We start from the raw sequence: 15558 nt of genomic DNA on the forward strand, positions 1-15558 counted from the left end.
ACGGATGAACGTAGCGTTTCTGTTGAACGGAACGCCGGTCCGCGTGGCGGGGGAAGCCCCGACGCGGACCCTCCTGGATTGGCTGCGCGAGGTGCGCGGGCTGAAGGGCACCAAGGAAGGCTGCAACGAGGGCGACTGCGGGGCCTGCACCGTGATGGTGACGGATGCCGAGGGCTCGCGGGCGCTGAACGCCTGCATCCTGTTCCTGCCGCAGCTGCACGGGAAGGCGGTGCGGACGGTCGAGGGTCTGTCGGGGCCGGCGGGCGAGATGCACCCGGTGCAGGCGGCGATGGTGGCGCATCATGGCAGCCAGTGCGGCTTTTGCACGCCGGGCTTCGTGGTCAGCATGGCGGTGGCGCATCTGAGCGGCGACCGCGCGCATGACGATGCTCTGGCTGGCAACCTGTGCCGCTGCACGGGCTATGCGCCCATCGTGCGGGCGGCGGAGGCGGCAGCGTCAGAGCCGGTGCCGGAGTGGATGCGCGCCGACCGCGAGGCGGTGAAAGCCTTTGCGGCGGGCGAGGCGGGCGTGTTCCGGCCCTCGGATTCCGATGCGCTGGCGGACTGGTATGTGGAGAACCCGGATGCCGTGCTGGTGGCGGGGGCGACGGATGTGGGGCTTTGGGTCACGAAACAGCTGCGCGAGTTGCGGCCAGTGGCGTTCCTGAACGGGGTCGAGGACCTGAAGGGGATCGAGGTGCGGGGCGGCAGCCTGCATGTGGGGGCTTGTGTCACGATCTCGGCCCTGCGCGAGGCGGTGAAGGATCGGCTGCCGTCGTTTGGCGAGCTGTTGCGGCGCTATGCCAGCGTGCAGGTGCGGAATGCGGCGACCATCGGGGGGAACATCGCCAATGGCTCGCCCATCGGGGACGGGCCGCCGGCGCTGATCGCGCTGGGGGCGGTGCTGCACCTGCGCCGGGGCGACGAGATGCGGTCGATGCCGCTGGAGGACTTCTTCCTGGAGTATCGCAAGCAGGACCGGCGGCCGGGCGAGTTCGTGGCGGGGGTGTCCTTCCCGGAGAAGGCCCCTGCCCTGCGCTGCTACAAGATTTCCAAGCGGTTCGATCAGGACATCTCGGCCGTCTGCGGCTGTTTCAACGTGGTCGTGGAGGGGGGCGTGGTGACCTCGGCCCGGATCGCGTTCGGCGGCATGGCGGGGGTGCCGAAGCGGGCGGCGCTGGCCGAGGCGGCGCTGACCGGCAAGGCCTGGTCCGAGGCGACGGTGGAGGCGGCGGCGGAGGCGATGGCGGGGGATTTCACGCCCCTGTCGGACATGCGCGCCTCGGCCGCCTACCGGATGCTGACGGCGCAGAACCTGCTGCGGCGCTATTTCCATGACCTGAACGGCGTGCCGGTGCATGTGCTGGAGGTGGCGCCATGAGCATGGGCAAGCCCCTGCCGCACGACGCGGCGCCGCTGCATGTCACGGGTCAGGCGCGGTATGTCGATGACCTGTCCATGGCCAATGCGCTGCATCTGGCCTTCGGGTTGTCCACGGTCGCGCATGGCGAGATCACGGGGATGGACCTGTCGGCGGTGAAGTCGGCTCCGGGAGTCGTCGCCGTGCTATCGGCGGCGGATTTCGACGACATGCCGGATTGCAGCCCCTCGGCGCAGGACGAGCCGCTTCTGGCGGTGGGCAAGGTGCATTACGTCGGCCAGCCGGTGTTTCTGGTCATCGCCGAAAGCCATCTTGCGGCGCGGAAGGCGGCGCGGTTGGGGAAGGTCTCTTATCGTGAGCTCCCGGCGCTGTTGACGGTGGATGACGCGCTGGCGGCGAACAGCCGGTTCGAGCAGGGGCCGGTCATCTGGGCCAAGGGGGATGCAGCGCGGGCCATCGAGAAGGCCCCTCGGCTGGTCGAGGGGTCGTTCGAGGTCGGCGGGCAGGAGCATTTCTACCTGGAGGGCCAGGTCGCGGCGGCGGTGCCGCAGGAGGGGGGCGACATGGTCGTCCATTCCTCGACCCAGCATCCGACCGAGGTGCAGCACAAGGTGGCGCATGCGCTGCATCTGCCGATGAGTGCGGTGCGGGTGGAAGTGCGCCGGATGGGCGGCGGGTTCGGCGGCAAGGAATCTCAGGGCAATGCGCTGGCGATTGCCTGTGCGGTGGCGGCTCGCCTGACCGGGCGGCCGTGCCGGATGAGGTACGACCGGGATGACGACATGGTCATCACGGGCAAGCGGCATGATTTGCGGATTCTCTATCGCGCCGGGGTGGATGGTGAGGGGCGGATTCTGGGGCTGGAGTTTACCCATCTCTTCCGCTGCGGCTGGTCGCAGGACCTGTCGCTGCCGGTGGCGGACCGGGCGATGCTGCATGCGGACAACTGCTATCACTTGCCCAATATCCGCATCGAAAGCCACAGGCTGAAGACGAACACGCAAAGCGCCACGGCCTATCGCGGGTTCGGTGGCCCGCAGGGCATGGTGGGGATCGAGCGGGTCATGGATCATGTGGCCTTTGTCGTGGGTCGCGAGCCGCTGGAGGTGCGCAAGGCCAACTTCTATCGCGGGATGGCCAGCCCCGGGGGCGCTTCGCCCCCCGGACCCCCCGAGGATATTTCCGGACAGATGAAAGGCGGGTCGGAGGTCGACCTGACCTCGCGCGGGGCGGCGGCCTCGCTCGGGTCGCATGGCCTGCCGCCGGACGGGCGGGTTCAGACGACGCCCTATCACATGCCGGTGGAGGATTTCATCGGGCATGAGCTGGTGGCCGAGCTGGAACGGACCAGCGATTACCGGGCGCGGAAGGCGGCGATTGCGGAGTGGAATGCGCGCAGTCCGGTGCTGAAGCGGGGGATCGCACTGACGCCGGTGAAGTTCGGGATCTCGTTCACCTTGACCTGGCTGAACCAGGCGGGGGCGCTGGTGCATGTCTACCAGGACGGAAGCGTGGCGCTGAACCATGGCGGGACCGAGATGGGACAGGGGCTGTTCCAGAAGGTCGCGCAGGTGACGGCCTCGGTCTTCGGGCTGGATGTGAGCATGGTGAAGATCACCGCGACGGATACCGGGAAGGTGCCGAATACCAGCGCCACGGCGGCCTCGTCGGGGTCTGACCTGAACGGGATGGCGGCGAAGGCGGCGGCGGAGACGATCAAGGGTCGGCTGGCGGAGTTCATTGCCGAGAAGCATCAGGTGAAGCCGTCCTCGGTGCGGTTCGTGGACGGGACGGTGAAGGTCGCGGGCGAGGTCTATGACTGGGCGCGGGTGGTGGCCTGGGCCTATCAGGCTCGCGTTTCGCTGTCCTCGACGGGGTATTACGCGACGCCGAAGATCATCTGGGACCGGGTGAAGGGGACGGGGCGGCCGTTCTACTATTTCGCCTATGGGGCGGCGGTGACCGAGGTGGTGATCGACCGGCTGACCGGAGAGAACCGGATCCTGCGGGCGGATCTGCTGCATGACACCGGGACCTCGCTGAACCCGGCCCTGGATATCGGGCAGGTCGAGGGCGCCTATGTGCAGGGCGCGGGCTGGCTGACGACGGAGGAGCTGGTCTGGGACGGGAAGGGGCGGCTTTCGACGCATGCGCCCAGCACCTACAAGATCCCGGCCTGTTCGGACCGGCCCCGGGATTTCCGCGTGGCGCTGTGGGGCAAGCCCAACCGCGAGGACTCGGTCGGCAAGTCGAAGGCGGTGGGGGAGCCGCCGTTCATGCTGGGGATCTCGGCGCTGATGGCGCTGTCGGATGCGGTGGCGGCCTGCGGGGATGGGTCGGTCTATCCCGCGCTGGATGCGCCGGCGACGGCGGAGCGGGTGCTGATGGCGGTGCGCCGCGTGGAGGGCCGCACATGAGGGGGGCGATAGGCGGGGGCCAGGAATTTTCGGCGAAAATTCCTGGGGGTGCGTATGTTTGATCGGGACGCATTGGCGGCGGCCCTGGCAAGGCAGGGCCGTGTCGCCCGGGTGGTGATCGCGGGCGTAGAGGGGTCGTCTCCGCGCGAGGCCGGGGCGTCGATGCTGGTCTGGGCGGATGGGCAATCCGGGACGATCGGCGGCGGGGCGCTGGAGTACGAGGCGGCGGCGAAGGCGCGCATGTTGCTGGACAGCCCCCCCACCCCATCCCTCCCCCACGGTGGGGGGAGGGAGGCGCGGCTGGTCGAGCGGGTCGCGCTGGGGCCGTCGCTGGGCCAGTGCTGCGGCGGGGCGGTGGTGCTTTGGACCGAGGTATTCGAGGCGGTGCCGGAAGCCGAGGCCGGGGTCGTGGCGCGGGGCGCGGGCGAGATGCCGCTCGCGGTGAAGCGGGTGCTGGCGGCGGCGCGGGGACAGGGAGTGAAGCCGGCGCCGGGGCTGGTCTCGGGCTGGCTGGTGGAGCCGGTCATGGAAGCGGAGCGGCAGGTCTGGGTCTGGGGCGCGGGGCATGTGGGCCGCGCTCTGGTGTCGGTCCTGGCCCCCTTGCCGGGGATCGCGGTGACCTGGGTGGATGTGGCGGCGGAGCGGTTTCCGGCGGAGGTGCCGGAGGGCGTGACGGTGATGCCGAGCCGCGACCCGGCGCTGGTGGCGGATCATGCTCCGGTGGATGCGGAGCATCTGGTGCTGACCTTCTCTCACGCGCTGGACCTGGAACTGTGCCACCGGCTACTCAAGCGCGGCTTCCGGTCCTGCGGGCTGATCGGGTCGGCGACGAAATGGGGGCGGTTCCGGTCGCGGCTGGCGGCCCTGGGGCATGACGCGGCGCAGATCGGGCGGATCCGGTGTCCGATCGGGGACCCGGCCCTGGGCAAGCATCCGCAGGCGATCGCGGTGGGCGTGGTGGCGGAGCTTCTGCGCGCACCGCAGGGGATGGCGAAGGAGAAGCGGGCATGACCAGGCCGGAACTGTTGCGGGTCGAAGGCATTACCAAGGCCTATCCGGGGGTGGTGGCGAATTCGGATGTGTCGTTCTCCATCGGCGAGGGAGAGATCCATGCGCTTCTGGGCGAGAACGGGGCGGGCAAGTCGACCATGGTCAAGATGATCTATGGCCTGGTGCGCCCCGACAGCGGGACGATGACGCTGCGGGGGGCGGCCTACCAGCCGGCCAAACCGGCGGAGGCGCGGCGGCTAGGCGTGGCCATGGTGTTCCAGCACTTTTCCCTCTTCGAGGCGCTGAACGTGGCGGAGAACGTGGCGCTGGGGATGGAGAACCCGCCGCCGATGCGGGAGCTGGCGGCGCGGATCCGGGCGGTTTCGGAGGAGTATGGGTTGCCGCTGGACCCATCCCGGATGGTGGGCGACCTGAGCGCCGGCGAGCGGCAGCGGGTGGAGATCATCCGATGCCTGTTGCAGGACCCGAAACTGCTCATCATGGACGAGCCCACCTCGGTCCTGACGCCGCAGGAGGTGGAGATCCTGTTCAAGACGCTGCGGCAGTTGTCGCGCGAGGGGACGGCGATCCTCTACATCAGTCACAAGCTGGAAGAGATCAAAAGCCTGTGTGACGAGGCGACGATCCTGCGGCGCGGCAAGGTCGTGGCGACCTGCACCCCGCGAGAGCGGACGGCGCGAGAGATGGCTGAACTGATGGTGGGCACCAGCCTCAAGACGCCGGAGCGGCGGGTGGCGGAGAAAGGCGAGGTGGCGCTTGGGGTCAGCGACCTGTCGGCGGCCTCGCCGATTCCGTTCGGAACCAGCCTGAAAGGGATCAGTTTCACGGTGGCGAAGGGCGAGGTTCTTGGCATCGCCGGGGTGGCCGGGAATGGGCAAGACGAGCTTTTGCTCGCCTTGTCTGGAGAGTTACGCGCGGCGCCGGACAAGGTGCGGGTGGTCGGGCGACCAGTGGGCGACCTGGGGCCGGTGGAGCGGCGGCGGGCGGGGCTGGTGGCGGCGCCGGAGGATCGCTATGGCCATGCGGCGGCGCCGGACATGAGCCTGGTGGAGAACGCCTTCCTCACGGCGGGTGTGCGCAAGGGGCTGACCCGGAACGGGTTCGTGGACTGGCCGGGCACGCGCGCCTTCGCCGAGGAGATCATCGCGGCCTATGACGTGCGCACCCCCGGCCCGGATGTGGCGGCGCGGGCGCTTTCTGGCGGGAACCTGCAGAAGTTCCTGATGGGGCGCGAGTTGATGCAGGGGGCTTCCGTCATCGTCGTCAACCAGCCGACCTGGGGAGTGGACGCGGCGGCAGCAGCACAGATCCGGCAGTCGATTCTCGATCGCGCGGGCGAAGGTGCCGCGGTGGTGGTGATCAGTCAGGACCTGGATGAGCTTCTGGAGGTGTCCGACAGCTTTGCCGTGCTGAACGAGGGGCGCCTGACGAAGCCGCGTCCGACGGAGGGTCTGACCATGGATGAGATCGGCCTGATGATGGGCGGGGCGCACGGGATGGAGGTGGCGCATCATGGGTAGCGGGGTGCAAAACTCTTCGAAGAGTTTTGCAAATTCCTTCGAAGGAATTTGGCGCGGGGAGGATGCGTCGTGCTGAGGCTTGAGAAGCGGCCGACGCCGAGCCGGTTCTGGCTGTATGCCACCCCGCCCGTCGCGGTGATCCTGACGATGATCGCGGGCGGCATCCTGTTCGCGGCGATGGGGAAGAACCCGTTCGAGGTGATCCGGACGATCTTCTGGGACCCGGTCTTCGGCGAGTTTGCCTTTTACCTGCGCGGGCAGCTTCTGGTGAAGGCGGGGCCCCTGATCCTGATCGCGATCGGGCTGGCGCTGGGGTTCCGGGCGGGGATCTGGAACATCGGCGCCGAGGGGCAATACATCATGGGCGCGATCATCGGAGCGAGCGTGGGGCTTGCGGTCTTTCCGACCGAGAACCGGCTGATCTTTCCGGTCATGGTGATTGCCGGGGCCCTCGGCGGCTGGGCCTGGGCGATGATCCCGGCGATCCTGAAGACGCGGTTCAACACCAACGAGATCCTGGTCAGCCTGATGCTGGTCTATGTGGCGCAGACGATCCTGGCCAAGGCCTCGACCGGGTTCCTGAAGAACCCTGAAGGCATGGGCTTTCCCGGCAGCCGCAACTTTTCCAGCTATCCGGCGGCGCAGAATGCCGAACTGATCGCGGGCACAGGGCTGCACTGGGGCGGCGTGGCGGCGCTGGTGACGGCGGTGTTGGCCTGGATCCTGCTGACGCGGCACCAGGCGGGGTTCCAGATCCGTCTGGCGGGACAGGCGCCGAGGGCGGCGCGGTTCCACGGCGTGTCGCCGGCGCGGCTGGTGGTGCTGTGCATGGGGATCTCGGGTGCGCTGGCAGGGATGGCGGGGCTGTTCGAGGTGACGGGGCCTGCCGGGCAGATCAGCATCGACTTCAACACGGGTTATGGGTTCACGGCGATCATCGTGGCCTTCCTCGGCCGGCTGAACCCGCTGGGGATCGTGCTGGCGGGGTTCCTGATGGCGCTGACCTATGTCGGCGGCGAGATGGCGGCAACGAACCTGGGCCTGCCTGCGGCGGCGATTCAGGTGTTCCAGGGGATGCTCTTGTTCTTCCTGCTCGCCGTGGACGTGCTGACGAATTACCGGTTCCGGCTGGCTGTGGGGGCGCATTGAGATGGACTTTGGCGGCATCAATCCGGTCATCCTGATCGCAACCCTGATGGCCTCGGCCGTGCCGATCCTGCTGGCGGCGCTGGGCGAGACGGTGGTGGAGCGCGCGGGCGTGCTGAACCTGGGCGTCGAAGGCATGATGATCATCGGGGCGCTCGGCGGTTTCGTCGTCGCGGTGCAGACGGGAAGCCCGGTGCTGGGATTCCTCGGCGGGGCGGTCGCGGGGGCGGTGCTGAGCCTGATCTTCGCCCTTCTGACCCAGGTGTTACTGGCCAACCAGGTGGCGACGGGGCTGGCGCTGACGCTGTTCGGGCTGGGGGTCTCATCGCTTGGCGGGCAGGGCTACAACGGGATCAAGCCGCCGGCGACCGGGCAGCTCTTGCCCGATGCGCTGGCCAAGCTGCCGGTGGTGGGGCCGATCCTCTTCGGCCACGACTGGGTGGTCTATTTCAGCATCGCGATGACAGCGGTCCTGTGGTGGGTGTTGAAGGCGACCCGTGTGGGCCTGATCATCCGCGCCGTGGGCGAAAGCCACGAGGCGGCGCATGCGCTGGGCTACAAGGTCAACCGCATCCGGCTGGCCTGCATCGCCTTCGGCGGCGCGATGGCGGGGATGGGCGGGGCCTATGTGAGCCTTGCCCGGGTGCCGCAATGGGTGGACGGCATCACGGCCGGTGCCGGCTGGATCGCGCTGGCGATCGTGGTCTTCGCCAGCTGGAAGCCCTGGCGGGTGCTGATCGGCGCCTATCTTTTCGGCGGCATCACCGTCTTGCAGCTGAACCTTCAGGTCGCCGGCTCGGCGATCCCGGTCGAGTACTTGTCCATGGCCCCCTATCTGATAACCATCCTCGTGCTGGTCATCATGTCGGCCGGGCGGAAGGGCAAGGCGAGCGGGGCTCCGGCGAGCCTGGGCCAGAACTTTCACGCCTCGCGCTGAGGCACATAACCGCGGGGCCGGAAAAGGCACCGCCACCAAGGGGAGTACGAGGATGAAACGGAGAAATCTGCTGGCGACCGCCGCGATGGGGCTGATGCTGGCCTCGGGGGCCTTCGCGCAGGGCATGGACAAGGTGAAGGCCTGCTTCGTCTATGTCGGCCCGATCGGCGATGGCGGCTGGACCTATCAGCACCATGACGGCGCGATGCAGGTGAAGGCCGCCTATGGTGACAAGGTCGAGATCCAGTATCAGGAAAGCGTGCCGGAAGGCGCGGATGCCGAGCGCGTGCTGACCCAGATGGCGCTGGGCGGCTGCAACATCATCTTCACCACCTCGTTCGGCTACATGGACGCGACCAACGCAGTTGCCGCCAAGTTCCCCGACGTGAAGTTCGAACATGCGACCGGCTTCAAGCGCGAGCATCCGAACGTCTCGACCTACAACGCACGGTTCTACGAAGGTCGGGCCGTGCAGGGCATCATCGCGGGCCGGATGACCAAGTCGAACAAGATCGGCTACATCGCGTCCTTCCCGATCCCCGAGGTCATCATGGGGATCAACAGCTACTATCTGCATGCCAAGAAGGTGAACCCTGACGTGCAACTGTCGGTGGTCTGGGCCTTCACCTGGTTCGACCCGGCGAAAGAGGCCGATTCGGCCAAGGCGCTGATCGACCAGGGCGTGGACGTGATCGCGGCGCACACCGATTCCACCGCTCCGCTGGCCGAGGCCGCGAAGGTCGAGGGCGTGATCGGCTTTGGCCAGGCCTCGGACATGGCGGCCTACAAGGACGGGCCGCGGGTGACCTCGATCATCGACAACTGGGGTCCCTACTATGTGAAGCGCGTCGGCGCGCTGCTGGACGGGACCTACGAGCAGATCGACGCCTGGGAAGGGATCGCCGGCGGCGAGGTGCTGATCGGCGAGATCACCGACAAGGTGCCGGCAGAGGTGAAGGCCGAGGCCGAAGCGATGCGCGACGCGATCGCGGCGGGGACCTATCACCCGTTCACCGGCCCGATCAACAAGCAGGACGGCAGCCCCTGGCTGGCCGAGGGCCAGACCGCCCCGGACGGCGACCTTCTGGGGATGAGCTTCTATGTCGAGGGGATCACCGGCGACATTCCGAAGTGACGTGCGGCGGAGCGGGCGTTTCACACCCCCGCACCCCCGTGGGATATTTGGAGACAGATGAAAGGGCATGGGTCACCGTGCCCTTTCGTTTCGGGAGGGTTGAGGATTGGATGCGGATTTCCTGATCATCGGTGGCGGGATCGCCGGCATCTCGGCGGCGGCGCGACTTTCGGAACTCGGGACGGTGATCCTGCTCGAAGCCGAGGATGTGCTGGCGCATCATGCCTCGAGCCGCTCGGCCGCGCTTTATGAGCCGCGCTATGGCGCGCCGGCGGTGGTGGGGCTGTCGATGGCCTCGGAGGCGCATTTCCGTGAGCTGCCGGGGGTGCTGAGCCCGCGGGGCCTCCTTCTGGTCGGCAAGGCGGACCGGACCGAGGCTTTCGAGCACGACCTGGGGGAAATGGATTTCGACCGGATCAGCGTGGAGGAGGCGCGGGCGATCGTGCCGATCCTGAATCCGGAGACGGTGGCGATGGCGGGCTATGCCGCCCATGCCGAGGATGTGGACACCGACCTGCTGGTGCAGGGTTTCGCCCGCGAGGCAAAGGGGCGCGGCGCCCGGGTGCTGACGAAGGCAAGGGTCACGGCCATATCGCGGGACGGGGCTCGCTGGCGCGTCTCCAGCGCGGCGGGAGAGGTCACGGGGCGGATGATCGTCAATGCGGCAGGGGCCTGGGTCGATCAGGTCGCGGCGCTGGCCGGGGTCCGGCCGCTGGGCTTCACGCCCTACCGCCGCTCGATGGCGCGGATCCCGGCGCCCGGCGGGCATGACGTGAGCCGCTGGCCGATGATGTTCGGACCGGGCGAGGACTGGTACGCCAAGCCCGATGCCGGGGCGCTGATCGTCAGCCCGGCCGAGGAGGATCCGATGGAGCCGCATGATGCCTGGGCCGACGACATGGTGCTGGCCGAGGGGCTGGCGCGTTATGAGGAGATGGTGACGGAACCGGTTACGCGGCTTCTGGCGAGCTGGGCGGGCCTGCGCACCTTTGCGCCCGACCGGGTGCTGGTGATCGGCCAGGACGCGCGCGAGCCTTCGTTCTTCTGGCTGGCGGGGCAGGGTGGCTACGGGTTCCAGACCTGCCCGGCGGCCAGCCGGCTGGCGGCGGACCTGATCGGCGGCCGCGCGCCAGAGATCGGCGCGGATCTGGTGGCGGCGCTGTCCCCGGCCCGGTTCGGTTGACCTGCGTCAAGGCGATCAATGCCGGGCAGTGCCATCCGGGGCACCGGCAAAGGAGGCCACCATGACGCAAAGCTACAGCGAAAAGATCTCTGACATGCGGCGCGAGCTGCGCGCCCTTAATGCTCTGGTGCCTGAGACGACAAAGGGCTTCGGCACCCTCTCGAAGGCAGTGAAGGACAATGGTCCGCTGAGCGTGAAGGAGAAGGAATACATCGCGCTGGGCATGTCCGTGATCCTGCGCTGCGAACCCTGCATCAACTTCCACGTCGAGGCGCTGATGAAGGCCGGCGCGACCCGCGAGGAGCTGGGCGACGTGCTGGCCATGGCGATACAGATGGGCGGCGGACCGGGGCTGATGTACGCGGGTCATGCGCTGGCCTGCTGGGACGAACTGGCCAAGGCTTGACCGCGCGACGGAAACCGAGCATCGGAGCGTATAACAGTTGCAAACCTTCAAAGGAGTTTACCTGATGAAACCGATCCTTGCAGCCGCGGCTCTCGCGCTCATTGCGGCCGGCCCCTCGCTGGCCCAGCAGGGCAATCCCGGCCAGCACTTCCTGGAACAGTGGGATGCCGATGGCGACGGCCGCGTGACGCCCGAGGAAGTCGCGTCCAAGCGGTCTGATGTCTTTGCGATGTTCGACCAGGACAGCGACCAGATCCTGTCGGCGGCCGAATGGGCGCTGGTGGAAGAGCACATGGCGATGGAAATGGGCAACGGCGGTCAGGGCCAAGGCATGAACATGGCCGCGCCCGGCAAGGCGGTGCACGAGGCAATGACCCCGGCCTTCAACGATGCCGATGGCAATGGCGAGGTGACGATGGCCGAGTTCGAGGCGGCGTCGGCCAAACTGTTCCCGATGATGGATGCCGATGGCGACGGCGCCGTGACCACGGCCGATTTCGCGCGCTGACGATCGGCGGCCTGCCGCAACCCCTTTTGCGAAGGGCATGACAAGGCCGGGCTTGTCCTGCACACTGATCCGAAAAACGGAGCGGAGTGATGCGGGCAGGTCTGGCATTGATCGTGGCTGTAGTGCTGGCAGGCTGCGGTGGCACACGCGCACCGATGTCCGACCCGAAGGGCGACGAGGTTGTCGTGATGTCGTCGAACTTCACCGATGCCAGGCCCACCGACTGGCCGGGGCGCTCGCCCGACCGCTATCCGGTGCATGGCATCGATCTGTCTCGGTTCCAGACCCAGGTGGACTGGCCCACGGCGCGGGCGAATGGGGTCAACTTCGCCTTCATCAAGGCGACCGAAGGCGGCGACATGGTGGACCCGATGTTCGAGAGCCATTGGCGCGGCGCGGGTGCTGCGGGGGTCAAGCGCGGGGCATATCATTTCTTCTATCATTGCAGACCGGCGGCCGAGCAGGCGCGCTGGTTCATCCGGCATGTGCCGCGGACGCCGGGCGCCCTGCCCCCCGTGCTCGACATGGAATGGACGCCCTTCAGCCCCACCTGCACCCTCCGCCGGGACGGCGCCACGATTCGCGAGGAAGCGCGGATCTTTCTCGACATCGTCGAGCGGCACTACGGGCAGCGGCCGATGATCTACACCACCGTCGATTTCTTCCGGGACACCGAGCTGTGGCGGCTGAAAGGGGTGGAGTTCTGGCTGCGCTCGGTCGCGGATCATCCGCACGGGGTCTATGACGGAACGGCCTGGACCTTCTGGCAATACACCTCGACCGGGCTGATCCCGGGCATCGCCGGCAAGGTCGACATCAACGTCTTCGCGGGGTCGCACCAGGCCTGGGCCGGCTGGCTGGCACAACGATCCCTATGACAGTTCCGGGCGCCTTGCCCTATATGTGGCGAAATCGGATACAATCTGTCGCCAAATGAGCACAGACCCGACCCAGCATTTGACTTAAACTGCCTTAGTCCTGCCCTGCTTGCCGATGAATTATGGGACATCGAACATAGGACGCCCAAGATGGATAAGACGATCCGCATTTTGAAGAAATTGGGTCTTGGCCGTGCTCGCAAGACCGAAGAGGATACGCCGTTCGAAAAGCGCCTGAAGAAGGTGACCCGCATCCGCGTGGTCAATCAGCGGGGGCTTGGCGGACCGGTGTTCAAAAGCCGACAGACAGAGACGGAAATCTGAGGCCCGTCATCAGATCGCGCAGTTCCTGTCGTGCCGCGATGTTCGACAGGTTCAACTGATCGACCCCGGTGTCCTTCAGATCCAGAAGCGTGAGGCCGCGCGGAAACAGTTCGCGGAAGATCACGCGCTCGGAAAAGCCGTTCAGCACGCGAAATCCGATGCGCCGCGACAGTTCTTCAAGCGCGGCGCCGACCTTCTTCTTGTTGTGCATCGCCTGCGTGCCAAGCCGGTTGCGGACGACGATCCAGTCGATCGGCGGCAAACCCGCCTGCGCCCGCATCTGCCGCGCGCCCCAGACCATCTCGGAATAGATCGACGGCCCCTTGATCCGTCCGGTCAGCCCGTCCATCCGCGCCAGCAGGTCGAAGTCGACGAAGCTGTCATTCAGGGGCGTGATGAGCGTATCGGCCAGCGTATGAGCCACCTGGCTGAGCCGGGTATGGCTGCCAGGACAATCAATGACGATATAGTCCTTCTCGGCATGCATCGCCTCGATCGCGCGCGTCAGGCGCTGGTCCTGGGCGGTCTCGCCATGGGCCGGGTCGGGGTCGGGCAGGTCGCGGTAGTCGGGGGTGGGAAGGGTCAGGCCGGCCTGCGCCATGTAGGCGCGGCGGTTCTCGATATAGCGGCCGAAGGACTTCTGTCGCAGGTCAAGGTCCAGCGCGCCGACCTTCTGGCCCAGCCGTGCCAGCGCGGTCGCGACATGCATGCAGGTGGTCGACTTGCCCGAGCCGCCCTTTTCGTTCCCGACGACGATGATCCGCGCCATGCTGTTCCCTGACTTGCGTTCCGGGCGCTTTCTATGCGGGCGAACCGGCAGGGGGAAGCGGGATTTCGCCGACGGAGACGGCCGATTTCCGTGCGGAAATCGGTGCGGAGCCTGAACAGGCTCCGGGCCGGAGTTCGTACGAATTCCGCCGCGCCAGAATGCAGGAAGGGGCGCGTCTTGCGACGCACCCCCGCCTTTTCCTGACGACCGTGGACGGGATCAGAACCCGAGGCCGGCGTACTTGTTCTTGAACTTCGACACGCGGCCGCCGGTGTCCATCAGCTTGGCCTGCTGCCCGGTCCAGGCCGGATGGGCCAGCGGGTCGATGTCGAGCGACATGGTGTCGCCTTCCTTGCCCCAGGTCGAGCGCGTCACATAGGTCGAGCCGTCGGTCATCTTGACGGTGATCGTGTGGTAATCGGGATGGGTATCGGCTTTCATCGTCCCGCTCCTTACTCGGCTTTTTCTTTGTAGTTCGCGACTTCCGCGATCCGGGCAGACTTGCCGCGGCGCGAGCGGAGGTAATACAGCTTGGCGCGACGCACCTTGCCGCGGCGGACAACCTCGATCGAGTCGATGTTGGTCGAGTAGAGCGGGAACACACGTTCCACGCCTTCGCCGAAGGAAATCTTGCGGACGGTGAACGAGGCGCCGATGGTTGCCCCGCCCTTGCGGCCGATGCAGACGCCTTCATAGGCCTGAACGCGCGAACGCGAGCCTTCGGTCACCTTGTAGCCGACACGCACAGTGTCGCCGGCCTTGAAATCCGGGATGGTCTTGCCGAGGGCGGCGATCTGCTCCGCCTCGAGCTGCGCGATGAGGTTCATGCGCGTTTCTCCAGTTCTGCCTGCGGTGCTTTCCGCAGAGGTGATGCCGCGCCAGAGCTTTCGGTCTTCGCCCGGGTCCCCCTTACCTGACGCAAGAAGCCCGCCGCAGGTGGCGCCTGCTTTTCTGCTGTGCCGTCCCCGTGCGATGACCCTGCGGAAGAAGGCAGGCAGGCAAAGGGAATCGGATCCGGCGGGCCTTGGGCCCCGGACCGGGCGCGTATAAGGGGAAGGAGAGGTCCGGTCAAGGGTCCGGGTGGGATCGCAGGTGCGCTTTAGCGCACCCTACGCTTGTCCCAAAGGTCCGGGCGGCGCGCCTGCGTCAGCTCTTCCGCCTTCTGGCGGCGCCACCTGGCGATCTCGGCATGGTTGCCCGATTGCAGGACGGCGGGAATCTCCTGGCCCTCCCACACGGCCGGGCGGGTGTATTGCGGGTGTTCGAGAAGGCCGTCCGAGAAGCTTTCCTCCTCGGTCGAGGCGGCGTTGCCCAGGACGCCCGGGATCAGCCGGACGGTGGCGTCGAGGATGGCCTGGGCGGCAATTTCACCCCCGGTGAGGACGAAGTCGCCCAGGCTGATCTCCTCGACCTGGTGGTGGTCGAGGACCCGCTGGTCCACCCCCTCGAACCGGCCGCAAAGCAGCGTCAGCCCGGCCCCTTTCGCCAGGCGTCGGGCCGTTTCCTGCGTGAACGGCGTCCCGCGGGGCGAGAGGTAGATCACCGGCCAGCGCGCCCGATCGACTGGAGTGCCGACCCGGGCGTGGCGCAAGGCTGCATCCACCACGTCGGGGCGCAGGACCATGCCGGCGCCGCCCCCGGCGGGGGTGTCATCTACGTTGCGGTGCTTGCCCTCGCCGAACTGGCGAAGATCGATCGCCTCCAGCTGCCAGAGCCCGAAATCCAGCGCCTTGCCGGTCAGCGACAGGCCAAGGGTGCCCGGAAACGCTTCGGGGAAAAGGGTGATGACCTTGGCGGTTAAGGCCCCCTTCACCAGCCGCGGTTCCTCCATGAGGTCGCGGGGCTGAAGCGTCGGCCGGATCTGGTAGCGGCCATGGCTTTTCGGAGTGGCGGGGGCGTCGTCGGACATCCGCCGGAATTAGCGCGAATGGCCCGTCTGGAAA

The 15558-nt window shown here is 67.3% G+C and carries 16 protein-coding genes; 12 read left to right on the forward strand and 4 right to left on the reverse strand.

Features of this window, described 5'->3' with window-relative positions:
- Positions 1-4: 4 nt before the first annotated feature.
- The 12 genes from xdhA (at position 5) to ACK4IU_RS07110 (ending at position 12846) form a co-directional block, all read left to right on the forward strand.
- Entirely contained in the window at positions 5-1381 is a 1377-nt protein-coding gene (gene xdhA, locus ACK4IU_RS07055; protein WP_409733055.1) for a xanthine dehydrogenase small subunit, read from the forward strand.
- Positions 1378-3798: a xanthine dehydrogenase molybdopterin binding subunit gene (gene xdhB, locus ACK4IU_RS07060; RefSeq protein WP_409733057.1), complete on the forward strand. Its 2421-nt coding sequence runs from the start codon at positions 1378-1380 to the stop codon at positions 3796-3798. Before xdhA ends, xdhB begins: the two co-directional genes overlap by 4 nt.
- 54 nt (positions 3799-3852) lie before the next feature.
- Complete coding sequence (xdhC, locus tag ACK4IU_RS07065) at positions 3853-4809, forward strand: xanthine dehydrogenase accessory protein XdhC (protein WP_409733059.1); 957 nt, start codon at positions 3853-3855, stop codon at positions 4807-4809.
- Positions 4806-6329 (forward strand): ABC transporter ATP-binding protein, encoded by a 1524-nt coding sequence (locus ACK4IU_RS07070; protein ID WP_409733063.1) that lies wholly within the window; start codon positions 4806-4808, stop codon positions 6327-6329. Before xdhC ends, ACK4IU_RS07070 begins: the two co-directional genes overlap by 4 nt.
- 69 nt (positions 6330-6398) lie before the next feature.
- Complete coding sequence (locus tag ACK4IU_RS07075; protein WP_409733065.1) at positions 6399-7478, forward strand: ABC transporter permease; 1080 nt, start codon at positions 6399-6401, stop codon at positions 7476-7478.
- Between the two features lies 1 nt (position 7479).
- Positions 7480-8412, forward strand: a complete 933-nt coding sequence (locus ACK4IU_RS07080; RefSeq protein WP_409733067.1) for an ABC transporter permease — start codon at positions 7480-7482, stop codon at positions 8410-8412.
- A gap of 52 nt (positions 8413-8464) precedes the next feature.
- A complete protein-coding gene (locus tag ACK4IU_RS07085; protein WP_409733069.1) occupies positions 8465-9547 on the forward strand; it encodes a BMP family ABC transporter substrate-binding protein in 1083 nt (360 codons plus the stop codon).
- Between the two features lie 106 nt (positions 9548-9653).
- Positions 9654-10730: an NAD(P)/FAD-dependent oxidoreductase gene (locus ACK4IU_RS07090; protein WP_409733071.1), complete on the forward strand. Its 1077-nt coding sequence runs from the start codon at positions 9654-9656 to the stop codon at positions 10728-10730.
- 61 nt (positions 10731-10791) lie between these two features.
- The gene (locus tag ACK4IU_RS07095) at positions 10792-11136 is read left to right on the forward strand and encodes a carboxymuconolactone decarboxylase family protein (protein WP_409733073.1); all 345 of its coding nucleotides are present in this window, start codon (positions 10792-10794) and stop codon (positions 11134-11136) included.
- 64 nt (positions 11137-11200) lie between these two features.
- Complete coding sequence (locus ACK4IU_RS07100) at positions 11201-11644, forward strand: EF-hand domain-containing protein (protein WP_409733075.1); 444 nt, start codon at positions 11201-11203, stop codon at positions 11642-11644.
- A gap of 86 nt (positions 11645-11730) precedes the next feature.
- The gene (locus ACK4IU_RS07105) at positions 11731-12522 is read left to right on the forward strand and encodes a GH25 family lysozyme (RefSeq protein ID WP_409733077.1); all 792 of its coding nucleotides are present in this window, start codon (positions 11731-11733) and stop codon (positions 12520-12522) included.
- Between the two features lie 150 nt (positions 12523-12672).
- Complete coding sequence (locus ACK4IU_RS07110) at positions 12673-12846, forward strand: hypothetical protein (RefSeq protein WP_409733079.1); 174 nt, start codon at positions 12673-12675, stop codon at positions 12844-12846.
- Here ACK4IU_RS07110 and ACK4IU_RS07115 read toward each other — a convergent pair.
- From ACK4IU_RS07115 to trmD, 4 genes are all read right to left on the reverse strand, one after another.
- The gene (locus ACK4IU_RS07115) at positions 12815-13615 is read right to left on the reverse strand and encodes a division plane positioning ATPase MipZ (protein ID WP_409733081.1); all 801 of its coding nucleotides are present in this window, start codon (positions 13613-13615) and stop codon (positions 12815-12817) included. The two genes, ACK4IU_RS07110 and ACK4IU_RS07115, sit on opposite strands and share 32 nt — an antisense overlap.
- Before the next feature lie 219 nt (positions 13616-13834).
- The gene (gene rpmE, locus ACK4IU_RS07120) at positions 13835-14056 is read right to left on the reverse strand and encodes a 50S ribosomal protein L31 (protein ID WP_409733083.1); all 222 of its coding nucleotides are present in this window, start codon (positions 14054-14056) and stop codon (positions 13835-13837) included.
- A gap of 11 nt (positions 14057-14067) precedes the next feature.
- Positions 14068-14442 (reverse strand): 50S ribosomal protein L19, encoded by a 375-nt coding sequence (rplS, locus tag ACK4IU_RS07125; RefSeq protein WP_409733086.1) that lies wholly within the window; start codon positions 14440-14442, stop codon positions 14068-14070.
- 272 nt (positions 14443-14714) lie between these two features.
- A complete protein-coding gene (gene trmD / locus ACK4IU_RS07130) occupies positions 14715-15524 on the reverse strand; it encodes a tRNA (guanosine(37)-N1)-methyltransferase TrmD (protein WP_409733088.1) in 810 nt (269 codons plus the stop codon).
- Between the last annotated feature and the right edge of the window lie 34 nt (positions 15525-15558).

It is taken from the genome of Tabrizicola flagellatus, from assembly GCF_046295235.1.
In the GTDB taxonomy this organism is placed as follows: domain Bacteria; phylum Pseudomonadota; class Alphaproteobacteria; order Rhodobacterales; family Rhodobacteraceae; genus Tabrizicola; species Tabrizicola flagellata_A.